This is a genomic window from Halopseudomonas oceani, assembly GCF_963677335.1.
Classification (GTDB): domain Bacteria; phylum Pseudomonadota; class Gammaproteobacteria; order Pseudomonadales; family Pseudomonadaceae; genus Halopseudomonas; species Halopseudomonas oceani.
The window spans coordinates 2,097,849-2,113,884 of the sequence record NZ_OY781932.1; the positions used below are offsets into that span (position 1 = coordinate 2,097,849).

Annotated in this window: 14 protein-coding genes; 10 read left to right on the top strand and 4 right to left on the bottom strand. The window is 62.1% G+C overall.

The features are described from left to right. Positions 1-47 precede the first annotated feature (47 nt). Positions 48-449 carry a hypothetical protein gene (locus tag ACKPCU_RS09855; protein ID WP_321346291.1) on the bottom strand — a complete coding sequence of 134 codons (402 nt, stop codon included), beginning with the start codon at positions 447-449 and terminating at the stop codon, positions 48-50. 178 nt (positions 450-627) lie between these two features. Between ACKPCU_RS09855 and ACKPCU_RS09860 the strand changes: the two genes are divergently transcribed. The 9 genes from ACKPCU_RS09860 (at position 628) to ACKPCU_RS09900 (ending at position 11,486) form a co-directional block, all read left to right on the top strand. Beyond that, positions 628-1,137 (top strand): sigma-70 family RNA polymerase sigma factor, encoded by a 510-nt coding sequence (locus tag ACKPCU_RS09860; RefSeq protein WP_104739674.1) that lies wholly within the window; start codon positions 628-630, stop codon positions 1,135-1,137. After that, on the top strand, positions 1,137-2,084 hold the full coding sequence (locus ACKPCU_RS09865; protein WP_321346292.1) for a DUF4880 domain-containing protein: 948 nt from the start codon (positions 1,137-1,139) through the stop codon (positions 2,082-2,084). Before ACKPCU_RS09860 ends, ACKPCU_RS09865 begins: the two co-directional genes overlap by 1 nt. A gap of 67 nt (positions 2,085-2,151) precedes the next feature. Continuing rightward, complete coding sequence (locus ACKPCU_RS09870; protein ID WP_321346294.1) at positions 2,152-4,572, top strand: TonB-dependent receptor; 2,421 nt, start codon at positions 2,152-2,154, stop codon at positions 4,570-4,572. A gap of 53 nt (positions 4,573-4,625) precedes the next feature. Then, positions 4,626-5,537, top strand: coding sequence for an ABC transporter substrate-binding protein (locus tag ACKPCU_RS09875; protein ID WP_321346295.1), 912 nt, complete (start codon positions 4,626-4,628; stop codon positions 5,535-5,537). Continuing rightward, the gene (locus tag ACKPCU_RS09880; protein WP_321346296.1) at positions 5,534-6,523 is read left to right on the top strand and encodes a FecCD family ABC transporter permease; all 990 of its coding nucleotides are present in this window, start codon (positions 5,534-5,536) and stop codon (positions 6,521-6,523) included. Before ACKPCU_RS09875 ends, ACKPCU_RS09880 begins: the two co-directional genes overlap by 4 nt. Then, positions 6,516-7,544, top strand: a complete 1,029-nt coding sequence (locus ACKPCU_RS09885; RefSeq protein ID WP_321346297.1) for a FecCD family ABC transporter permease — start codon at positions 6,516-6,518, stop codon at positions 7,542-7,544. Before ACKPCU_RS09880 ends, ACKPCU_RS09885 begins: the two co-directional genes overlap by 8 nt. Before the next feature lie 10 nt (positions 7,545-7,554). Beyond that, positions 7,555-8,346: an ABC transporter ATP-binding protein gene (locus ACKPCU_RS09890; RefSeq protein ID WP_321346299.1), complete on the top strand. Its 792-nt coding sequence runs from the start codon at positions 7,555-7,557 to the stop codon at positions 8,344-8,346. Continuing rightward, a complete protein-coding gene (locus tag ACKPCU_RS09895) occupies positions 8,343-9,146 on the top strand; it encodes an IucA/IucC family C-terminal-domain containing protein (RefSeq protein WP_321346301.1) in 804 nt (267 codons plus the stop codon). The genes ACKPCU_RS09890 and ACKPCU_RS09895 overlap by 4 nt, the downstream gene beginning before the upstream one ends. A gap of 63 nt (positions 9,147-9,209) precedes the next feature. Then, positions 9,210-11,486 (top strand): OsmC domain/YcaO domain-containing protein, encoded by a 2,277-nt coding sequence (locus tag ACKPCU_RS09900; protein WP_321346303.1) that lies wholly within the window; start codon positions 9,210-9,212, stop codon positions 11,484-11,486. Between the two features lie 516 nt (positions 11,487-12,002). Here the strand turns inward: ACKPCU_RS09900 and ACKPCU_RS09905 are convergent. Together ACKPCU_RS09905 and ACKPCU_RS09910 are read right to left on the bottom strand one after the other, a co-directional pair. Continuing rightward, positions 12,003-12,533: an REP-associated tyrosine transposase gene (locus ACKPCU_RS09905; RefSeq protein WP_321346305.1), complete on the bottom strand. Its 531-nt coding sequence runs from the start codon at positions 12,531-12,533 to the stop codon at positions 12,003-12,005. Positions 12,534-12,851: 318 nt separating this feature from the next. Continuing rightward, positions 12,852-13,553: an FMN-dependent NADH-azoreductase gene (locus ACKPCU_RS09910; RefSeq protein WP_321346307.1), complete on the bottom strand. Its 702-nt coding sequence runs from the start codon at positions 13,551-13,553 to the stop codon at positions 12,852-12,854. Between the two features lie 115 nt (positions 13,554-13,668). On the opposite strand from ACKPCU_RS09910, the gene gcvA reads away from it, so the two are divergent. Further along, a complete protein-coding gene (gcvA, locus tag ACKPCU_RS09915) occupies positions 13,669-14,568 on the top strand; it encodes a transcriptional regulator GcvA (RefSeq protein WP_321346309.1) in 900 nt (299 codons plus the stop codon). 124 nt (positions 14,569-14,692) lie between these two features. Here the strand turns inward: gcvA and trpB are convergent, their stop codons facing one another. Next, the gene (gene trpB, locus ACKPCU_RS09920; RefSeq protein ID WP_321346311.1) at positions 14,693-15,901 is read right to left on the bottom strand and encodes a tryptophan synthase subunit beta; all 1,209 of its coding nucleotides are present in this window, start codon (positions 15,899-15,901) and stop codon (positions 14,693-14,695) included. Positions 15,902-16,036 lie beyond the last annotated feature (135 nt).

The following is a 16,036-nucleotide window of genomic DNA, read 5'->3' on the forward strand; positions in this document are numbered from 1 at the left end:
AGTGCCGGGTAGGCGCTATTTAAGCGTCAGTCGACGCTGCTGACAGCTCAGGCGTCGCGTAGCAAGTCCTGGTTGTTCAGCAGCGCGAAGGTAATCTCCGGGTGCGTTTTCAGGCCGCGGCGGATGGCGGCGGGGACGGACTTGCGTGTCTTGCGGCAAAGCCCTGGCTGGGGCAGCAACTGGATGTTGATGCCGTGCACGCTGCGCACCTCGCCAAAGCCGGGGGTGATGACCAGACGAATGCCCAATTGCTGGTACATGCGTAGTTGCAGGTGTTCGAGCTCTTCCAGCGTGGTAATGGCTTCCAGCCGGGCCAGCAGGCGCTTTTCCTCATGCAGGGTCAGCCGCAGGATGCGCGGGTCTGCATTCCCTTGGCCGGCGAGGGTGTCACGGTCGCAATCGCAGGTGCCCGGAGGGCAGGGTTGGCGTGTGGCAGGCGTCGTGGTCATGGCGTATCTGCACTTGGAGGCGTATGGCTATCGTGCTGGGTTCGCACGGCCAGTGCAATGCTGGCGGGCAGGTTGAGCAACAGATATGCCTGTTGCAGGCACTAACACATTGCAGTTGATGCTATTTGTTAAATACAATCAATCTCATTTGTCCTCGTGCCCGCAACCCAGACTGCCTATGACCGACGCCGCGACAGCCAAGCAGCAGAGCCTACATACCCTTTATCGCGATCATCATAGCTGGTTGCAGAACTGGTTGCGTCGCCAGTTGGGTAACACGTGGGATGCAGCCGATCTGAGTCAGGATACCTTCATCCGGGTACTGACAAGCTCGCAGACCGTGGCTGAGATTCGTGAGCCGCGGGCCTATCTGCTGACTGTGGGCAAGCGCCTGCTCAATACGTTTTATGCGCGGCGCAGCCTGGAACAGGCTTACATGGATGCCCTGCAACAGTTGCCGCAGGAGGTAACGCCATCGCCAGAACAGCGTTGGGCGCTGCTGGAAACCCTGCAGGCGCTGGACGAGTTACTGGATGGTTTGCCGCTGGGTGTGCGGCGGGCTTTTCTCTGGAGCCAGCTTGAGGGGGTGGGGTATCGCGAGATTGCTGCGCGGCTGGAGGTCTCCGAGCGCACTGTCAAACGCTACATGGCTCAGGCTTACGAGCACTGCCTGCTGATGGAGCTGTGATGAGCAGGCTGACGCAGGCCGACCGCAAGGACATTACCCGAGCCGCCGCGCGCTGGCTGGCGCTGCTGGATGCCGAGGACTGCAGTGAGGCGGATCGTGCGCGCCTGGCGCAGTGGCGCAACCGCAGCTCCGAGCATGAGCAGGCCTGGCAGCGGGCACTACAGCTACGCCAGCGTTTCGCCGGGCTACCATCGGCGCTGTCGCTGGCCGCGCTGGACCGGCCGGATCTGGGGCGGCGGGTGGCCGTCAAGCGGGTGTTGGGTGTGGGGGCGTTGCTGCCAGCGGCCTGGCTGGTTGGACGGCAGCTGCCTATGCAGGCGTGGACTGCAGATGTACACACCGCAACGGGAGAGCAGCAACGTATGCCGCTGACCCAAGGGGTTGAGCTACAGCTCAATACCGGCAGCGCGGTGAATCTGGATTTGGCTGCGCGGCGGCTGATGCTGGTGCGCGGTGAAGTTGCGCTGTATGCCGCAGCCCGCGAGCCGCTGAGTGTCATCTTGCCGCAGGGGGTACTGACCCTGCGCGAGGCCGAGGTTTGCGTGCGACGCTACGATGATCATTGCCGTGTTGCGGTGGCCCGCGGACGGGTGCAACTGGCAGCCGGGGGCGGTGCGAGCGAGCTACTGGAAGGTGGCCAGCAGGTGTCGGTGACCGCCACCGGCTTGTCCGATTGGGCGAGCTATGACCCTACGCTGCCTGATTGGCGGAACGGTGTGCTGCTGGCCGACAACCAGCCGTTGGGCGATTTTCTGCGCGAGTTGCGTCGCTATCGACCCGGCGTATTGCGCTGGGATCCGGCTCTGGAGCGCCTGCGCGTCACCGGCAGTTTCCGTGTGGATGACACCGACCAGGTGCTGGCATTGCTGGCTGCCAGTCTGCCTCTGAACGTGCAGACGCGCACGCGCTACTGGGTATCGCTTGAGCCCAGGAAAAAAAATGCCTGAACCCTGTCCCTTTTTTTGCGCTCGTCAGTCAGTAGCGGTGAGAAAGCAAAAAACGAGGATCTGGTTTATGTCTGCAGTATCGACTGAGCGCGCATCGCTGCGCCTGCGTTCATTGTTGCATCTGGGCCTGGTGATGGGCTTGAGTGTCAGCCCGTTGGCCATCTCTACCAGCTACGCGCAGCAGCTGGAACGACGCAGTTACGCGGTGCCCGCGGGCGATCTGGGCGCAGCCCTGACGCGCTTTGCCGGTCAGGCAGGTGTGAGCCTATCGGTTGATCCGGCGCTGATGCAGGGGCGCCGCAGTGATGGCCTGTCCGGTAGCTACAGCGTAGAGGAGGGCTTTGCCCGCCTGTTGCAGGGCAGTGGGCTGCAGATCCAGCCGGTCGGTGCTGGTGGTTATACGCTGATACCTGCCCCCGCCCAGGGCGAGGCTCAGGAGATCGCTCCCATCACGGTGGTGGGTGTCAGCCCGCAGTTGGCCGGCGGTGAGCGCTACGCGGGTGGGCAGGTCACCATGCAGACTTCCCAGGGCATGCTCGGCTCACGGGATTTCATGGAAACCCCGTTCAGCGCCACGACCTATACCAGTGAAACCGCCCAGAACCAGAATGCCCGCACGCTGCTGGATCTGGTTGCCAACGATCCTTCGGTACGCTCCACCAATCCGGCAGGCGGGCGCTTCGAGCAGTTCACTATTCGTGGCTTCAGTCTGTTCAATACCGATGTCGCGTTTAATGGCCTGTACGGCATTCTGCCGACCTATTCGATCGACATGGAGATGGCAGACCGGGTCGATATCATCAAGGGCCCCAGTCAGTTGATCAACGGCATCTCGCCTCGTGGCGCAGTCGGGGGAGGCATCAACGTGGTGTCCAAGCGGGCGGCGGATACACCGCTCACCGAGTTTACCGGCAGCTACGCTTCCGACAGCCAGGTTGGCGGGGCGCTGGACATAGGGCGGCGTTTTGGCGAGGACAACCGCTTTGGTGTGCGCTTCAACGGTGTGCGCCAGTCTGGTGACACCGAGTGGGAGCATCAGCACGTCGACCGCGAAATGGCGGTGCTGGGCCTCGATTACCGTGGTGAACGTCTGCGCCTGGGCGCCGATATCGGTCATACCGAGCGCGATACAGACGCGCCGCAGGAGCGGGTTCTTATCGGTGCGGCGGCGCCGATCCCGGACGCTGACCGGGTCAATGATAACTACGCGCAGGCCTGGAGCAAGGCGCGCACCGAAGATACCTTTGCCGCGCTCAGTGGCGAGTACGATATCAGTGATGATCTGCTGTTCTACGGCGCGGCTGGCGTGCGTGAGAGCAATCACGACTTCCTGCGTCATAATGTGTCGATCATCAACGAGGCGGGTGATTTCAATGTTCAGCCCCGCGACTTTACCCGTGATGAAAGTGTCCGCACCGCCACCGCCGGTTTGCGCAGCTGGTTGCAGACCGGACCCGTCAGCCATGAGGTGAATCTGGCTGCCAGCTATTTCTATATGGATTTCACTAACGGCGGTGCACGCTACGCCACCGCCCCCAGCAATCTGTACGACCCGGTCCCGACGCCTGTGCCAGGGGTCCCCACCCGTATCGATAACGATGTCTACACCGAGAACCGGTTCAGCGGTGTGGCGCTGGCCGACACTCTGGGCTTCATGGATGACCGTTTGCTGGTGACCCTTGGCGCGCGCTGGCAGCGGGTGAAGGTGGATGACTGGACCAACGACATCAAAGGCGCCACCGCTTACGACGAGGAAAAGGTATCGCCTTCGGTAGGCGTGGTGTATCGGCTTGCGCCGGAGGTGTCGATCTACGCCAATTACATGGAAGGCTTGAGCCAGGGCAAGATCGCGCCCTCTACCTCGATCAACGAGGATCAAATCTTCCCGCCGTTTGTCAGCCGCCAGGTGGAACTGGGTGCCAAGTACGACCGGGGTAATTTTGGCTTAACCGTGAGTGCCTTCCGTATCCGCCAGCCGGCTTACGAGACCGACGCCGTCACCCGGGTATTCGGGCCTAACGGCAAACGTGAAAATCGCGGGATTGAGCTGAGTACCTTCGGCGAGCCCTGGGAGGGTGTGCGTCTGCTCGGCGGATTGATGTACATCGACAGCGAATTGACCGCGACCAACGACCCGGCGGTGGATGGTAATCGCGCGCCTGCTACGCCCGAGTACAGCGTCAATCTGGGCGCCGAGTGGGATGTGCCGTCAATGCACGGTTTGACCCTGACCGCGCGCGGTATTCACTCCAGCTCGCAGTACCTTGATCAAGCCAACAGCAAGAAGATCGACGGCTGGGAACGCTTTGACCTGGGCGCGCGCTATGCCTTTGAGACCGCTGGCAAGAACGTGACCCTGCGGGCCAGCGTTGAGAATGTTCTGGATGATCGCTCCTGGATCTCTGCCGGTGCCTCCGACGACAGTGCCGCCGGCCTGACCCTATCGAGCCCGCGCACCTATCTGTTCTCCGCGACCCTGGGCTTCTGAGATGGCAGGGCGCGACTACTGTGCCGCGTGCGGCGCAACGCAATGAGGTGCGCGTGAGTAGGGGCGAGCAAACCGCGCTGTCCCGGCGCAGGCTGCTGCGCCTGTCGTTGGGACTGCTGTTGCTGCCCTTGCCGGTGGCCGGGCGTGCGGCCGAGCTGCGCGTGGTGACCTTGTTTCAGGGGGCGACAGACAGTGCCGTGGCGTTGGGGGTGACGCCCTGTGCTGTGGTTGACTCCTGGAGTGAACGGCCGACCTATCGTTATCTGCGCCCGGCGCTCTCCGGTGTCGCCCACGTGGGGCTGGAGACCCAGCCCAGCCTGGAAGACATCGCCCTGCTGCAACCGGATGTGATTGTCGCCTCGCGCTTTCGGCATGCGCGCATTGCTCCATTGTTGGCGCGCATGGGGCAATTGGTGATGCTCGATGAGGTCTTTGAGTTCAAACAGACCCTGCAGACAATGGGTGTGGCTCTGCAGCGCGAGGCCCAGGCGCAGCAGTTGCTGGCGCATTGGCAGCGGCGTATCGGGCAACTGCGGCGTCGTCTGCAATCGGTGTTTGGGCCGCAGTGGCCGCTTACCGTCTCGGTTCTGGACATCAGAGAGGACCACATTCGCAGCTATCTGCCGGACAGCTTCGCTGGTCTGGTGCTGAGCGAATTGGGCTTTGCCTGGAACTCGACCGCACGCACCGCCAGCGGCACCTCGTTGAAGCTCGCCAGTCGCGAAAGTCTGCCAGTGGTGGATGCCGCGCTGTTTGTGGTGTTCCAGCGCCGGACCAGTGCGGTAGCCGAGCAACAGTACCAGCGGTTGCTGGCACACCCGCTTTGGCAGCAGTTGCAGGCTCCTAGGCAGGGGCGTGTCTGGACTGTGGACGGCGTGCCATGGAGCCTGTCCGGCGGCATTCTCGGCGCCAGTCTGATGCTCGACGACATCGAGCAGCAACTGCGTGTGCTGGAGGGGATGTGACCTTCACTCTGAAGCTATCGATCCTGTTGCTGGCGCTGCTTGTCAGCATGCTGCTTAGTCTCATGGCCGGTCCGCTGTGGTTGCCGCCCGAAGCCCTGCTGACGGCGCTCTGGCCGGGACAGGTTCACGATCCGCTGCAGCAGTTGGTGGCAGGTGCGCGCCTGACGCGTACGTTGACAGGTGTTGTTGTGGGCGCAGGACTGGCGGTCGCCGGAGCGCTGATGCAGGCACTGACGCGTAATCCCATGGCCTCGCCCGGACTGTTTGGCATTAATGCCGGGGCGAGTTTTGCGATCATCTTGCTCGTCGCGCTGCTGGGCGTGCAGGATCCGCGTCTGTGGCTCTGGTGTGCGCTTGGCGGTGCCGCTTTGGCCGGTACCCTGGTCTGGCTGATTGGAATGCGGGGGCAGGGCGCGCTGAACCCACTACGGATGGTGCTGGCTGGTGCTGCGTTGACGGCGTTGTTCTCGGCTTTTAGCCAGGCATTGCTGGTGGTTGATCAGCAGGGGCTGGATACCGTGCTGTTCTGGCTCGCCGGCTCGCTGGCCGAACGCGAGCTGAATACTGCCGCGCCGCTGCTGCTGGGTATGTTGTTGGCGCTGGTCTGCGCCTGTTTGCTGGCCGCTCAGGTAAATGTACTCAGTGCCGGACACAGCATCGCGGTTGCGCTGGGGCAGCGCGTTGGCACGCTACAGCTGGGTCTGGCAGGCCTGATCATCTGTCTGGCCGGCAGCGCTGTGGCATTGGCTGGCAGCATCGGCTTTGTTGGCTTACTAGTGCCGCACATGGTTCGGCGTTGGCTGAGCAGCGATCACCGCTGGTTGCTGCCCGGTTGTGCACTGGCCGGCGGCAGCCTGCTGCTGCTGGCGGATGTGGCGGCGCGACTGGTGATTCTGCCGCAACAGGTGCCGGTCGGCGTGATGACTGCGCTGTGCGGAGCGCCGCTGTTCATTGCACTGGTACGCAGGGCGCAGCAGCATGGCTAGCCTGACGCTGCGCTGGCGCCGCTTCTCGCGCCGTTGCTCGCCTTCCGGATTGCGCCGCCTGCTGCTGGTGACTGTGCTCGTCCTGTTGGTGGTGCTGGGCGCCATCGCAGTGGGGCGGGTTGTGTTTTCTCCCTGGCAGACGTTGGCGCTGCTGATGGGGCAGGGCGAGCCTGGGCCGGTGTTTATCGTGCAACAGTTGCGTTTGCCGCGCCTGTTGCTCGCGGCCCTGGTCGGTGCTGCGCTGGCGCTGTCCGGGCTGATCTTGCAGAGTCTGGTTCGTAACCCGCTGGCGTCTCCGGATCTTTTGGGAATTACCGGTGGTGCGAGTGCCGGAGCGGTGCTCTATCTGGCCTTGTTGGCGCCGATATGGGGAAGTGACTGGCTTCCGCTGGCGGCGATTCTCGGCGCTATTCTGGCTGCTCTGGTCGTCTATCTTCTGGCCTGGCGGCAGGGTGTCAGCCCGCTGCGGCTGGTGCTGGTGGGCGTGGGTGTAACGGCCCTGGCGGCAGCTCTGACCACGTTCACACTGGTTTTCAGCCCCCTGACCACGACGCTTTCGGCCTATGTCTGGCTGACTGGCAGCGTCTATGGCGCCACTGGCGAGCAGGCGGCGGCACTGGCCTGGTGTCTGCTGCTGGTGCTATTGCCGCTGGTGCCGTTGGCCCGCACCGTGCCGGTGCAGCAACTCGACGATGACGCCGCCCGGGGCCTTGGCGTGCGCCTGCAGTGGGTGCGCGCCGGGCTGTTGCTGGTCAGTGTCGGGCTGGCCGGTGCGGCGGTCGCCTGGGGCGGTGCGATGGCGTTTGTTGGGCTGATTGCACCGCATATGGCCCGTCGGCTGATCGGTGGGGGATTTGTCATGCAGGCCATCATGGCTGGGCTGCTGGGCGGCCTGCTGGTCGTGCTCGCCGATCTGGTTGGGCGCACGTTATTTCTGCCACTGGATTTACCGGCCGGCATTTTTGTCGCGGTGCTCGGCGCGCCTTATTTTCTCTATTTACTGCTGCGTCAGACGCATTGAGGAGCAACACATGGCCACCTTGGCGACTCGAGATCTGACTCTGGGTTACGCACGTCAGACGATCATTGAGCAACTGGCGTTGCAGTTGCCGCCGGGTAAGGTATCGGTGTTGATCGGCAGCAATGGCTGTGGCAAGAGCACGCTGCTCAAGGCGCTGGCCCGCCTGCTGCCGCCACGCGCCGGGGCTGTGGTGCTGAACGGGCAGGATATCCGCGAGCGGCCGACGGCACAGGTCGCCCGCGAGTTGGCGATACTGCCGCAGACTCCGCAGGCCCCGGAAGGTATCAGTGTGCGGCAACTGGTGGCGCTGGGGCGTCACCCTCACCAGAGCTGGTGGCAGCAATGGTCACCGGAGGATGAGGCCAAGGTTGAGCGCGCTATGGCGCTGACCGGCGTGGCCACGCTGGCGGATCGCCCGGTGGATGATTTGTCCGGCGGACAGCGTCAGCGCGTCTGGATTGCCATGACGCTGGCGCAGGATACTGACCTGCTGCTGCTGGACGAGCCCACCACCTATCTCGACCTGGCCCATCAGATCGATATTCTGGATCTGTTGCGCGCGCTTAATCGTGAGCAGTGCAAGACCGTGATCATGGTCTTGCACGATCTGAATCTGGCCAGTCGTTACGCCGATCATATGGTGGCAGTGCACCGGCGCACCGCCTACGCGCAGGGCGCGCCAGCGCAAATATTGAACGAGGCGCTGGTGCGTGAGGTGTTTGGTCTGGAGTGTCGCATTATTGCCGATCCGTTCTTCGGCACGCCGATGTGTGTGCCGTTTGGGCGGCAGGTGCCACAGTGAGCTGGCGTGCGGCTTTCAGTGCGCAGGATTGGGCTCAACTCTATGGGCCCTTGCAGCTGCGTGTGCTTGAGGAAGGCGAACATCTAGACGCGTTGCCGCCACGCGCGCTGTTCGAACCGCGCCGTTGTGACGCATTGCTGGCCCTGCTGGGGCCAGTGATCGGTGCACCCACCCCGGCGATCACTGCCTCGCTGCTGGTTAAGCGCTTTGCTTTTCTGGCCACGGGAGCCAGCCTGTATGCAATGTCGGCGTGCAACCGTGGATTGCAGCTGACGCCTGATAACTGTCTGCTGGACTACCAGCATGATGGCAGGCGCTGGGTGTCTGTCATGCCAGTGTCTGAACAGGCCATCCTGACCGCGCCGGTTTCTGACGCAGCTCGCGAGGTTTGGCGTGCAGAGGTCGTGCGCGGCCTGTTTGCCAACCTGCTGGCGCCGCTGCTAGAAAGCCTGCACCAGAGTAGCGGTATCGCCCGGCGCATTCTCTGGGATAACACGGCCGCACGGGTGTACTCGCTGTATGAAAAACGCATGGGGCACCTGGCTGATCCGCAGTCGCGTGCACGTGTACAGGCCGACTTTGACTGGCTGCTTGGTGACGCGCCAGCGGCTCTGTTTGGTCTAACCTACAATCCGCTGCAGCACTTTCGCCGCGCGCCAACGCAGTTGCCGGATGGTCGCTGTATCCGCTTTCGGCGCACCTGCTGCTTCTACTACCAGGCCAGTGACCCTGTGGAGTACTGCACTGCCTGCCCCCTGCTCAGACCGAAGCGGGCGCGCCGGTCAGCCGACGGGACATGACATCATCGACAAAAACCGGATAATGGCCGGCCAGTCAATTCGCCCTCAAACGCCGGTGCCCGCATGGAAATCAAGGTCAACTTTCTCGACAACCTCCGACTTGAAGCCAAATTCGATGACTTCACGGTGGTGGCTGACCAGCCGATTCGCTACAAGGGCGATGGCTCCGCGCCGGGGCCGTTTGATTACTTTCTGGCGTCGTCGGCGCTGTGCGCGGCGTATTTTGTCAAACTCTACTGCAACACCCGCAACATCCCGACCGACAATATTCGCCTGTCGCAGAACAACATCGTTGACCCGGAAGACCGCTACAAGCAGATCTTCAAAATTCAGGTTGAGTTGCCCGCTGATATTTCCGAGAAGGATCGACTGGGTATCCTGCGCTCGATTGAGCGCTGCACGGTCAAGAAGGTAGTGCAGACCGGCCCGGACTTTGTCATCGAAGAGGTCGAAAATCTGGACGCCGACGCCCAGTCTTTGCTGATACCGGTGCAGACCGATGGCGAGGGCACGCGGATTCTCGGCAAGGACCTGCCGCTGGAACAGACCATCGCCAACATGTCCGGCATCCTGGCCGGACTGGGCATGAAAATCGAAATCGCCTCCTGGCGCAATATCGTGCCCAACGTCTGGTCGCTGCATATTCGTGACGCCCAGTCGCCGCTGTGTTTCACCAACGGCAAGGGTGCGACCAAGGAAGCGGCGCTGGCCTCGGCGCTGGGTGAGTTTATCGAGCGGCTGAACTGCAACTTCTTCTATAACGACCAGTTCTGGGGCGAAGACATCGCCAATGCCGAGTTCGTCCACTATCCGAACGAGCGCTGGTTCAAGGTCGGACGCAATGACGCGCTGCCCGTGGGGTTGCTCGATTCCTATTGTCTGGCGATCTACAACCCGGAAGGCGAACTGCGCGGCTCGCACCTGATCGACACCAACTCCGGCAATACCGAGCGTGGGATCTGTGCGCTGCCGTTCGTGCGGCAGTCTGACGGCAAGGAGGTGTACTTCCCCTCCAACCTGATCGAGAACCTGTTCCTCAGCAACGGCATGAGCGCGGGTAACACGCTGGCCGAGGCGCAGGTGCAGTGTTTGTCGGAGATCTTCGAGCGGGCGGTCAAGCGCGAGATTCTGGAAGGTGAGCTGGCGCTGCCGGATGTGCCGGATTCTGTGCTGGCGAAGTATCCGGGCATTGTTGCCGGCATCAAGGGGCTCGAAGAGCAGGGCTTCCCGGTGCTGGTTAAGGACGCCTCGCTTGGCGGCCGCTTCCCGGTCATGTGCGTGACGCTGATGAATCCGCGCACTGGCGGTGTGTTTGCCTCCTTCGGTGCGCATCCGAGCCTTGAGGTGGCGCTGGAACGCAGCCTCACCGAGCTGCTGCAGGGGCGCAGCTTCGAAGGTCTCAACGATCTGCCGCAGCCGACCTTTGAAAGCCAGGCGGTGACTGAACCGAACAACTTTGTCGAGCACTTTATCGACTCCAGCGGCGTGGTGTCCTGGCGCTTCTTCAGTGCCAAGTCGGACTACGACTTTGTCGAGTGGGACTTCTCCAGCGAGGGCGCAAACTCCAACCAGCAGGAAGCGGACACCCTGTTCGGCATCCTCAAGGACATCGGCAAGGAAGCCTATATGGCGACCTACACCGATCTGGGTGCCAACGCCTGCCGGATTCTGGTGCCGGACTACTCCGAGATCTACCCGGCCGAAGACCTTATATGGGACAACACCAACAAGGCGCTGCTATTCCGCGAAGACATTCTCAATCTGCACAGCCTGAGTGATGAGCAGTTGCAGGGGCTGGTCGAGCGGCTGGAAGAAAGCGAACTGGATGGCTACACCGACATCAAGACGCTGATCGGTATCGAATTCGACGACAACACCACCTGGGGCCAGCTGACCATTCTTGAGCTGAAGCTGCTGATCTACCTGGCGCTGGAGCGCTTTGAGGACGCCAAGGAACAGGTTGAAGCCTTCCTGCAGTTCAACGACAACACCGTCGAACGCGGGCTTTTCTATCAGGCGCTCAACGTGGTGCTGGAGGTACTGCTGGACGAGGAGTTGGCGTTGGCCGACTTTGAACCCAACTTCCGCCGCATGTTCGGTAACGAGCGCATGGATGCGGTGATCGGTTCGGTGGAAGGTGATGTGCGCTTCTACGGCCTGACCCTGACCAGCATGAAGCTGGAAGGGCTGGATCGCCATCTACGCCTGATCGACAGCTATAAGAAACTCCACGCTGCGCGGGCAAAAGCGGCTGCCAGTGCTGTCCGCAACGACGCCGCCGCAGTCAAACCCCTCCTGCAACCTTCCCGCCCTCGATCCGCCTGGCGCAAAAAGCCCTAGGCGTGTCCGCGCGCTCTAGCACGACGCTAGCGCCCCGCGGCTAACGCGACGCTGCAAACGATTTTGCGGCTCCCTTCGGTGGCCAACGCTACGCGCTGACCACCCTACGCGTCGTAGGGCGGACAAAGCCGCAGGCGTGTCCGCGCGCTCCAGCACGACGCCAGGCCCCGCGGCTAACGCGACGCTGCAAACGATTTTGCGGCTCCCTTCGGTGGCCAACGCTATGCGCTGACCACCCTACGCGTCGTAGGGCGGACAAAGCCGCAGGCGTGTCCGCGCGCTCCAGCACGACGCCAGGCCCCGCGGCTAACGCGACGCTGCAAACGATTTTGCGGCTCCCTTCGGTGGCCAACGCTATGCGCTGACCACCCTACGCGTCGTAGGGCGGACAAAGCCGCAGGCGTGTCCGCGCGCCCCAGCACGACGCTAGCGCTCCGCGGCTAACGCGACGCTGAAACGATTTTGCGGCTCCTTTCGGTGGCCAACGCTGCGCGCTGACCACCCTACGGTTGGGCTTCACTCGCCGAATTGGGTGCCTTGCTCGCTTGGTGCATCGCCCCAATCCGCCGGATAGATACCGGCGGCAACGGCGCGGTTAAAGCTTGAGTAGGGCCAGTCTGCGAGCCGGGTTACATGCCCGTGTTTGATTGGGTTGTAATGGATGTAATCGATGTGCCGCGCATAATCGCGCTCATCACGAATCAGGTGTTCCCAATAACGTCGCTGCCAAATGCCGCGCTCCCGTCGGCGCTGCCGGCTACTGGATATGGACTCATTCTTCGGTAGGCGACTGGAAAACCCATGCTTTATCAGCTGCCAGCGCAGAGCATAGTCTGCGTCACCGGGTGGCAGCGTCCAAACGCAGTGCATGTGGTCAGGCAGCACCACCCAAGCATCGATATCAAATGGCAGGCGGTCTTTGGTGCGGCGCACGCACTCTCGCAATAGCGTGACCTCGCGCACCAGCAGGTCGCTTTGGCGGTCTTGCAGTGTCACGGTGAAGAAGTACTGGGCACCGGCAACGTGAATTCGGCGGTAGTGGGGCATGTGCACTCGCTGTTGGCATTGGCGTCACAGCATGTCCTGCGGTCGGGCGGGTGTCAGTGATCAGAATGGCAGGATGCGCGCGCTGTCTGATTTTGCCGCGTGATCAGATCCACTTAGGTTAGGGCTTCTGGTAGCGATGGACGATCTGCTGGTAGGTGCAGTCGCTGGCCATCTCCTGCAGCGCGTCAGCGTAGTCGGCAACAAAGGCAACGTCATTGGACGCCTTGCTGAGCGCGACCTTTCTTTACAAGACCTAATCCGCCTCGGACTTGCTTCAGGCAGCGGTTGGCGCAGCAGCCAACCGCTGACTAGCGACGCCTAGGCTGTTTGCGCCAGCCGCTCTGCTTGTGGAGTCTGCTGCAGTTGCTGCACCAGCGCATCGACCGCCGCATTGGCCTGGGCGACCGAGCTGGCAAGCACGTCGCCGCCGATTTCCTGCCCTTCAATGGCGATCTGGTGGATTTGCGTGATGCCCATAAACCCCAGGGCTGTGATCAGGGCGGGCTCCAGGTGGTTGAGCGCTTCCATCTGGCCACCGGGGCCAAAGCCGACACCGCCCCGTGCGCTGAGAATGACCGCGTGGCGCGGGCGGTCAGCCAGCAGCGGGGTGTAGGGATCTTCCGGGTTGCTGGTGTCGATATCCACGGTCTTGCCCGGGCGTACAACCTGATCGATCCACGCCTTCAACGCGGCGGGCATGCTGAAGTTATACATCGGCACACCAATGACCAGAATATCGGCTGCGATCAACTCGTCAGCGAGTTGGTTACTTTCTGCCAGCGTCTCGTGCATCCAGGGCTCGCGCTGCGCTTCGGGCGTGAAGCTGGCTGCGATCAAGTCGTGGTTGATGCAGGCGGGTGGGTGTTGCCCGATGTCACGGTAGGTGGTTGTGTCTTGCGGACGCTGTGCCAGCCACTGGCTGACAAAACGGTGGCTGAGACTGCGGCTGTGTGAGCCGTGCAAGTCCTTGCCGGCGAAGCCGGGACGGGCGCTGACGTCCAGTTGAAGAATGTGCGACATGTGTTTTCTCCTGAAGTTGAATTCATCTGAAATTGGCAACACACTTAGGCTACGGTCGAGGATAGATGGCGACAAACGATGAATATTTTGACGTTCAGCTGAAAGGAACTCATCTATGGTGCAGCGTAAATTACCGCCGCTATCTGCGCTCCGGGCATTCGAGGCTGCGGCTCGGCATGAGAGCGCCAAGCGGGCGGCGGAAGAACTATCGGTTACTGCCACGGCGATCAGTCATCAGGTACGCTCGCTGGAGGAGTCACTCGGCGTTGCGTTATTCGTGCGCAAACCGCGCAAGTTGGAGCTGACCGCCCAGGGGCGCGAGCTGAAGGATGTGCTGGAGAATGCGTTCGATAACATCAGTACGGCCGTTGAACGCTTGCGCAACAGGCCGCAGCGGCAGGCCATCACGCTAAGCACGACGCCGGTCATCGCCTCGCGCTGGTTGCTGTCCTGGGTCTGCATGCTGCGCGAAACCCACCCGAACATCGACTTGCGCATTCATGCCTCGCACGAGGCGGTGGCACTGGACGGCGTCACGGCGGATATTGCCATTCGCTATGGCGATGGTCGCTGGCCGGGACTGGTAGCCGAGAAGCTACTGGAAAATACCTTCGTGCCTGCCTGCAGCCCACTGCTTGGCGTGCGTGACGTGGCGGACTTGCCGAACCATCCGTTGATCCACTTCCACAGTCCATCGGTTGGCTCCGGGCCGATTGATTGGGCGGGCTGGCAGAAACTGGCGAAAGTGCCAGGGTTGGATGTCAGTGCCGGACTGGTTTTCTCGGACGAGACCCACGCGGTATCTGCTGCAGTCGGTGCGCAGGGTGTGGCGCTGATGAGCCGCGAACTGATCGAGGATGAGCTGGCCGCCGGGCGCCTGGTGCAGCCGTTCGGGCCTGAGATCAAGGGCAAGGCGTTTTATCTGGTCTACCCGGAAAATCGCAAGAACGAGCCAACGATTCAGGCGGTAAGGGATTGGGTCATGGCGGTGCCGGGCGGGGTGTGCACCCTGTGAATCCTGACTGCGTTTGACCGTGAGTCTGCTGGCGGACACGCTGCGCTTAGTCCGCCCTACGGCTGGGCTGCGGGTAGGGTGGACGAAGCCAAAGGCGTGTCCACCGAGACCCTCTCTCTAGCGCTTACAGCCCCAGCTTCTGCGCGACGTAGTCAGCGTCCTTGTCACCACGGCCGGACAGATTCACCAGAATGTGGCTGTCCTTCGGCAGCTTCGGCGCTTCGCGCATGGCCCAGGCCACAGCATGCGCGCTTTCCAGTGCGGGAATGATGCCTTCGGTACGCGACAGGGTCATAAAGGCATCCAGACACTCCTGGTCGGTAACCGACTGGTAGTCGACGCGACCGATATCTTTCAGGTAGCTGTGTTGCGGGCCAACACCGGGGTAGTCCAGGCCTGAGGCGATAGAGTGCACGGCAGAGGGGTTGCCTTGCTCGTCTTCCAGCACGTAACAGGCCATGCCGTGCAGTTCTCCCGGCTTGCCGACCGACATGGTGGCGGCGTGGCGGCCGACCTTGTCCAGACCCTCGCCAGCAGGCTCCACGCCCACCAAATGCACGGCCTCGTCGTTCAGGAAGGCGGTGAACATGCCCATGGCGTTGGAGCCGCCACCAACACAGGCAGCAACGTGATCAGGCAGGCGGTTGTACTTGGCGAGGAACTGCTCGCGTGACTCGTTGCCGATGATCGACTGGAAGTCGCGCACCATTTTCGGGAACGGGTGCGGGCCGACCACCGACCCAATGGCATAGATATAGTCCGTCGGGTTTTTCAGGTATTCCTCAAAGGCGCTGTCGACCGCCTCTTTCAGGGTGGCCGCACCGCGGGTGACCGGTACCAGTTTGCAGCCGAGAATGCGCATCTTGGTAACATTCGGGTGTTCTTTCTCGATATCCACCTTACCCATGTGAATCTCGCAGGGAATGCCTACCAGCGCGCAGGCGGTGGCCAGCGCCACACCGTGCTGGCCGGCGCCAGTCTCGGCGATCACCTTCTTCTTGCCCATGAACTTGGCCAGCAGCGCTTCACCTAGGCAGTGATTGATCTTGTGCGCCCCGGTGTGGTTCAGGTCTTCACGCTTGAGATGAATCTGCGCGCCGCCGAGCTTTTCCGACAGCCGCTTGGCGTGGAAGATCGGACTCGGGCGACCGACGTAATCGGCAAACAGACTGGCCAGCTCCTGTTGAAAGTCTTCGCGCTGACGGATCTCTTCGTATGCGGCGTCGATATCATCCATTGCCTGCTTCAGCTCCGGCGGTACCAGCTGACCACCATAGGGGCCGAAGTAGCCGTTGGCATCGGGCATGGCGGCAAAACGCGAGTCTTGGGGCATGGTCTGGGTTTCCTTACAGAATAGATGGGTATTAAGGCCGGGCTGTAGTTTAACCAGTGTGACAGGGTGCTGCATCTGAACTGCGCCACCGACAGCGGCTAATGGGTGATTTTGACGCTCTGCGGGCACCCATTC